The sequence below is a fragment of the bacterium genome (assembly GCA_022616075.1).
Classification (GTDB): domain Bacteria; phylum Acidobacteriota; class HRBIN11; order JAKEFK01; family JAKEFK01; genus JAKEFK01.
Genome location: JAKEFK010000014.1, coordinates 1 through 6,901 on the forward strand (window position 1 = coordinate 1; position 6,901 = coordinate 6,901).

The window sequence follows — 6,901 nt, forward strand, 5'->3', positions numbered from 1 at the left end:
GGGTTTCAGATGCTGATAGTTTTTTGACAAGGCGCATTCCGGCCGGAAAGAAGCAACCAAATAATATTCCCAGTGGAAAAATGAAAAATACAGAAATTCCTGTGGCAGAACCCAACGCTTTACCTCTGCTGAACCCATCGTTTTTCCCAAGAGCTGACTGAAACTGAGCATTTCTGCATTACGGTTTCGCGGTTGGACCCCATCGTTTTTCCGACGGGGCCCCATCCGCTTTCCCATTGGCGCATTTTAAAATCCAAAGTAGACCTCAAGTAGTTCCAATTACGGAAGTAATAAGGGTTATACGCAGAGCGGCTGAAGCTATTCTTTTAGGGTCAACATTATATCCAGCGAAGGTTGCAGTTTGTCAAGCGGAATATGATTTTGGTAACCGTTTCGCCCGCCACCTATATATATAGGAAGAGAATTTGTTGTTCGTGGCCATACTTATCGCTTCTTCTTTTGTGCATAGGCAAGTTCACTCCTCGTCTTAAGGAATGCGTCCGCAATAGCTTCAAGCTCGTTTAGAAATTCCGGATGCTTTTTCACATAAGGCTCGATCTTCCGGTAATACCGCTGCAGTCGTTCCTGCAACTCTTCCGATTCTTCGGCCGGTACAATCGGTGGAGCGGATCTCCCTGTCAAAACCCAGTTGATATCAATTTTTAGTTGAGCCAACCGCCAAAAAAAGTCATAGCACGGCGAGATCTCACCGCTTAAATACCTGAAAACCACGGGTTGGCGCAGTCCAATCCCCCGGGCAATCTCGGTATCGTTTGCTCCTGAAAATGCCTCGCGTATCCTTTTTGTGAACGCCTGATCCGGCCTTTTGCGCTTCCTTGTTGTCATCTGTGCTCTCCTTTTCGACATCAATACATATATGTATTGACAAATGCTAATAAGTATTAATATCATATTCGAAAATGTTTACAAGTAACGAGCAATTTGAGAGTTGGTGTAAGAGGAACAAATTACGTGAAAGCGCGGTCCATCTCATCCAGAGCATCAGATCGCAACCCCCTTCAAGACGCGCCAGCGGAGGCGCAGGAAATGTCTGCGGATTTTACAACCGCAGTCGAAAAATGCCTCATTCGATTCAGTTTGAAAGTCATACGGTAGAACTCGCTCTTATATATGAATTTGAATTTGACCCGGATGTTATTGAATACTGGGATCAGCCTCCGAGTTTCTATCTTGATTACCGTGATGAATCCGGAAGACGGTACAGACATCTATACACGCCCGACTTCTTCGTGATTCGCGAAGCAGGTGCAGGCTGGGTAAAGGCAAAGACAGAAAAATCGCTGCTCAAATTCACAGAAAGATTCCCTGATCGTTATAAAAAAGAAAACGGTCAATGGGTTTCCCCGGCAGGAGCCCGGTATGCTTCTGAATTTGGTCTGAGTTTTCAGGTTGTAAGCTCAGAAGCGATCAACTACGTTCTGCTGCGGAACATCCAGCTTCTTGAACCTTACTATTGCAGATCTCAAAGGCAAGATAGTCCTGGTCAGGAAAAGATTGTACAGATCCTGAACCGGCAGGGCTTCATGAATCTATCCAAATTGCTTGAGGAAACCGCTGTCACGATTGAAGACGTCTACTGGCTGATTTCCGACAACGCCATCTTTGCTGACTTGAACCAAGCATTTCTGGGAGAGATCAATCGCGTCACGGTTTATCGGGATCCTGAGACAGCGGCCTTTCATGAAAAACTGAAAGTGAAAGTGCACTGCAGCGAAAGCGTCCTGCCACTTGAAGCTATCCGCACCGGGATGACAGTTAATTGGGACTCGCGAGTCTGCAAAATTCTCGTTGCCGGCCATTCTATTGCCCTTGTCCAATTTGATGACGGTAATCCTGAGTCCATTTCCATGAAAATCATTGAAGAGCAAGTACGGGCGGGAAAAATTCGTGCGGTACAACAAGAGTGCACATCGTCTTCTGAGTTGAACGCGCTTTTTGCGACTATTTCAGAATCGCAACGGATCGAAGCTGTACGGCGTCTAAAAATTATTGAACCGGTTCTTCGCGGAGAATCGACTGGCGAGCTTCCTGTATCCAGACGAACACTGAGAAACTGGATCAGCAAATATTATCTTGCAGAAAAGAACTGCGGAAACGGATTCTATGGCATTATTCCCAAAGCCAACAAAGGGAATACAGAAGACCGTTTAGCTGCCGTTCAGAGTGAAAACGGAGAGTTGATTGATGTCAGGAAGATTCTGAATGATTGCATAGAACAAAAGTATCTAAATGAACGCCAAAAGCGGAGTTCGGTAGTCTATGCGGAGCTTGTTCGGGAATGCAGGAAAAATGGGGTCACTCCACCTTCCAGAAAAGCATTCCGGCGGGGACTCAGACGCTTTAGCACAGAACAAGTGGAACGAGCCCGAAAGGGTCCTAAAGCAGCGAATCAATATGAACAGTTCTACTACACACTCGATGATTCGGTTCCAGTCCACGGGGACCGCCCGTGGCAGATCGCTCATCTCGATCACACAGAATTGGACATCGAATTAGTCGACTCGGAAACAAGAAAGGCGATCGGAAGACCGTGGCTGACTATTCTGATCGATGGATATTCTCGAAAGATATTTGCTTTTCATATCAGTTTCGATAAACCAAGCTACAGATCGTACCTTGAAGTAGTCCGGGAATGCGTGAGGGCGTGGAACAGGCTTCCGGAGGGTCTCGACCGGGTTTTCTCCGGCCAGGCTGCCGGTTGGTATTTTTCGCCTTTTGCACTGATCCTTTATCGTCCTTGGTTATAGCCTGCAAATCAATTCCCAGTAAATGTTCCAATGACTTTTCCTCCTGTTCCATCCGAGCCCGCATTTTGGAGCTGCGCTCTTTCGAAAGGATCACGGTTGCTTCGAGATCCTTTAGTGTCATTGTTTTGGCGTCATTTCGAAGAACGCGATTCAGCGATCGCATCAGCCAGTCTTTCAAAATCCCAACACAGCCCAGAGATCTCTCATAAAGAAAATTGCGGTACTCGATTAAATCCGGCTCCATTGGCAGTGGCATTTTCCGCTGGAAACTGTAAATAACATTTGCAAACGTGCGGAAATCAGATGATCTTTCGCGGTACCGGGGAAAATGAAGTGGCATGGTGCGTCTGATCAGCTGATCACTGAGATCCAAAAGATCAATCATTTCATAGGTTCCTATAAGGACATGCATTACACCTGTTGTATTGGCAATTGATTTAATGCAATCCATCTGGTCTAGTAACTTGTAGGCACCGCACCGAATCAGGTGCTGAGCCTCATCCACAAAGACAGCAAATGGTTTTCTGTGTGCAAGAGCCGACTCAAGGGCAAATCTCAGTTTGTTTCCACTTAAGTTCTTGCAGGATGTGACCAAGTCTTGCAGATCCGGTTTTGGCGGCTTTATTTCAATCTTCTGCTGTATCAAGGGCTCATGGAGTGCCCGAAGCACTCTCTCATAGTAACCATTCCAGGAGAACTGGAGCTTGTCTCTTGCGATCACCTCCGTTGAAACCATGGGAATGCGGCCGCGATCCCACTCGGGATCCTCCTCTTGGATACGCGCCCACTCTTGAAAAAGCTCGGCTTCAATCAGCTTCCGCAGAAACGTCTTACCAACACCGGTTGGACCGACGACCACAATTATTGATGTGCCGGTGGGAAGAAGTATCGCATTTCGAAGATCTTCAAATAGGCTACTCAGAAGGTGGTGCGCTGCTATGTAGTCCTCAAAATATTTTAGCCGTTGCTGAACGGGGAGTTTTAGAAGTTCGAGAGGAAATGCCCGTTCGTTTTTCATCGTGCTTTTCTCCAATTCAAAACTTTCAGTGACCCGACATCAATGTCGAAGGCATCTCTGGTATCAGGCTTTTCTGGAGCATCTAAAGACCGATGCCGCTTTTTCATTTCGGCGCTCCTTTGCTGGCGGATTTCAATTTCCTCTTGTTCGATCTGCTGAATTTCTTCAAAGAAGTGAGCAAATTCAGCAGCGTTTGGAACATGCCGGCGCCCGTGGTTTCTGTAACGCTTCCGGATTTCAGCAGATGCATATTTCAGCTCCGCCTCGGTGCAATTCTTAAGCTGGTGGTAATGACTTCGAGCGTAACAGGGTTCCCATTGACCATTGATGAAGGCATAAGTGATACCGGCGTTGAAAGGATCATACCGAACTTCGACATGCGTTCCGGCAACAGAAGGTAACGCCAATTTGTTTGACCAGTAATACAAATAGTTCACTTTGATTCCTCTGCAGCCATCGACCTTCGCCTTTCCGGTTCGAGGGGAGGGCATGGAATCGATTAAAAAGTTTTGATCATATTCGATTCGACGAAAGGGGACCGGCTGCTTTTGCATTCCAAGCCCATAGGCTTCGTTTGGACTCGTTAAGAGTGTTCCGTGATTCCGGTTGTTGTAAAATACGACCCACTTTGCAAATGCGTCCCCAAGTTTGGAAATAGTCCATGCAGCGAGCATTTTAGGATTAGTCGACCTGGATATTTGGCGCACATTTTTCATGAGCTGCGTATTGCCGATCAGGTTGTGCACAAATAACTCATTTGACATTCCAAAGAATCGTTCAATCAGAGACCCAAAACGTGCTTTAGATAGAGGACGCTGCTTTTTGTTGATTCGGTTTGATGCCAGGAACATTTCAAAATGCCGGCTTCCGAATTCGGTGCCACAATCAACGACCAGTGTCAATCGGAGATGCAGCCTGATTGGACGTCGTTATGTCGAAAATCTTAACGATATGCATCAGCACTCCACACCTTCCCGCCTTTACTGTTTGACTCCGAGAGGCCTCGGATCAAGATACGTTGAAAGCTTAACATGCTATACGGTTCGGCTGGCAAAAGCTCATTGTCTTCGAACTCTAAGCCTGATGAAAAAAGAGATTGGCGCTGTTACCGGAAAATTGTGGCTGACGAAGGAAGGCAGGCACGAAGATAGAAAATATCTGAATGGCATGGGCACTACTGCATCCGATTGGGTGATTGCATTAGAGACCCTTACAGGATGTCAGCACCTGAAGCAGCTTTCGTTTCTGAGTTACAAACATGTGATCGATGGCAAAGGCTTGATGTACCCTCACCGGCGATGGTGCCCCAGATGTTATGAAGAATGGCTCAACAGTGGAGAAGATGTATATGATCCGATAGCCTGGTACTTTAATGGAATCCAGGCATGTTTGCTCCATCAGGTGTTGCTCGCAGTACATTGCCCGCACTGCAGTCGGACGCAACCATTTGTGCCGATGTATCCCGAACTCTCCATTTGTGCTCATTGCCAGAAATCGCTCGCCGGAAACTATACAAAGGAACGAGTAGCAGGAAAGTACGATTCCGAAAATACTGTCGCTGAATTCTTGATCCTGGCCAGCCGATTGAAAGAACTGGATCGGTCAGATTTTGTGGGAAGGATCAAACAACTCGTGAGCACAGCGGCTGATGGTAATTGTTCAGTACTTGCTCGTCTTGTTGGAATATCCCGCGCGTGCATTGAGAATTGGTGCCGCGGCGTAATGATTCCCAAGCTACAAAGCTTTTGCCAATTGTGCAGAGGCTTAGAGACAGGTCCGTTGGAATTTTTCTCTAAACGCTTTCCACCGGAATCATTTTGCGCGGAGGTGCGAAGCCGGATTGCGAAAAATAGCCTGAGAAAAAACAGTCCGCTTGATCATAAATGCAATTGGAATCACGTTGAGAAAACACTCATCCGGATTGTTAACGCAAAGCAAAGGCCTGAGACGGTAAGCAAAATAGAAAAGCAATTGCAGTTGCCTCAAGGCAAACTCTATGAGCGCTTTCCCACACTTTGCAGGAAAATTACACAGCGTCATTATTCTGAAGCCAAAGGGCGTATACGGCCACGATGCGTAGCGCCGGAAATTATCAAGGAATTTAACAGATCGATGAAGGAAGAACCTCCAATTCCAGTGAACGAATTCGCCAGACGGATCAAATACAACAAGGATTATTTATATGGCGCCTATCCATTTATCTCTCATAAGATCCGTTCGCGATTCCGGGAATACCAAAAGCAGCTTCAGAGAGAACACGAGACCCAACTGCTCCGCCAGGCATTGGCAGCCCATCCTCCTGTTAATATTGCTGAATTTACAAAGCAAACAGGACTTCAGAAATTTTATCTGCGAAGACATCATGGCGACCTCTGCCGCAAATTGTCGCAGCGTTATATTCAATTTCGAAGCAATCAAACGGTAGTGAAGATTCGGGAAACTCTCAAAAGAAATCTGGAAATTAATCCGCCGCCTTCCACAAAAAGCGTGATTGCCGAAATCTGTCAAAGCTTAGGGTGGAAGGGTTGCCATGCGACCAAAATATACCGGTGTGCTGGCAATCTTGTGCGGGCCATTACTGATCGGAGAAATAAATATGAAGAAAAGCTTATGGCAGAAAAGAGAAAACACTATCAGAGAGAAGTGAAACGCGTCGTTTCAAGCTTGCAGAGTAAAGGCGAATACCCATCCTTTCAAAAAATTGCTCGGTTGGTGCGTCCGAAAGCCTCATATACTACACCCTGGTTTCACAAAATAGCAGATGAAGTAAGAAGCGAGTTCGGCTTAACTGCGCGAAGGCGGACTGATGGCACTTAAGCTCCTGGTAACATTGAAGCGCCGTTTTTTCACATATCAAATTCTCACTTGAGATTTTGAGCAGCACCCCGGAATTTTGCGACAGTTCCAAGGGACAGACTGTCCAAATTTGGGCAGAACGAACCCATCCTTTTGCCAAAACGGAAAATCGATGGGTTCTGCCACACAAGGATATCTGTATCCGGAAGGAACGATCACATGTACGAGCGGATCTTGCAACGGAGTAAACGCGGATGGTACGCCTGAATTCCCAAATCTTGTTATAGGAACATGGACCTGTTATGGGTACCATGTCGGA

The 6,901-nt window shown here is 46.5% G+C and carries 4 protein-coding genes and 1 pseudogene; 2 read left to right on the forward strand and 3 right to left on the reverse strand.

Features of this window, described 5'->3' with window-relative positions:
* Window positions 1-444: 444 nt before the first annotated feature.
* Complete coding sequence (locus L0156_01070; GenBank protein ID MCI0601584.1) at window positions 445-846, reverse strand: hypothetical protein; 402 nt, start codon at window positions 844-846, stop codon at window positions 445-447.
* 233 nt (window positions 847-1,079) lie between these two features.
* Here L0156_01070 and L0156_01075 point away from each other — a divergent pair, with 233 nt between their 5' ends.
* Window positions 1,080-2,768: a TnsA endonuclease N-terminal domain-containing protein gene (locus tag L0156_01075; protein ID MCI0601585.1), complete on the forward strand. Its 1,689-nt coding sequence runs from the start codon at window positions 1,080-1,082 to the stop codon at window positions 2,766-2,768.
* Window positions 2,769-3,141: 373 nt separating this feature from the next.
* Here the strand turns inward: L0156_01075 and L0156_01080 are convergent.
* Both L0156_01080 and L0156_01085 read right to left on the reverse strand, forming a co-directional pair.
* Window positions 3,142-3,786, reverse strand: a pseudogene (locus tag L0156_01080) (AAA family ATPase).
* Entirely contained in the window at window positions 3,783-4,688 is a 906-nt protein-coding gene (locus L0156_01085) for a Mu transposase C-terminal domain-containing protein (protein ID MCI0601586.1), read from the reverse strand. The pseudogene L0156_01080 and the gene L0156_01085 overlap by 4 nt, the downstream one beginning before the upstream one ends.
* A 49-nt stretch (window positions 4,689-4,737) precedes the next feature.
* On the opposite strand from L0156_01085, the gene L0156_01090 reads away from it, so the two are divergent.
* Complete coding sequence (locus tag L0156_01090) at window positions 4,738-6,603, forward strand: TniQ family protein (protein ID MCI0601587.1); 1,866 nt, start codon at window positions 4,738-4,740, stop codon at window positions 6,601-6,603.
* Window positions 6,604-6,901 lie beyond the last annotated feature (298 nt).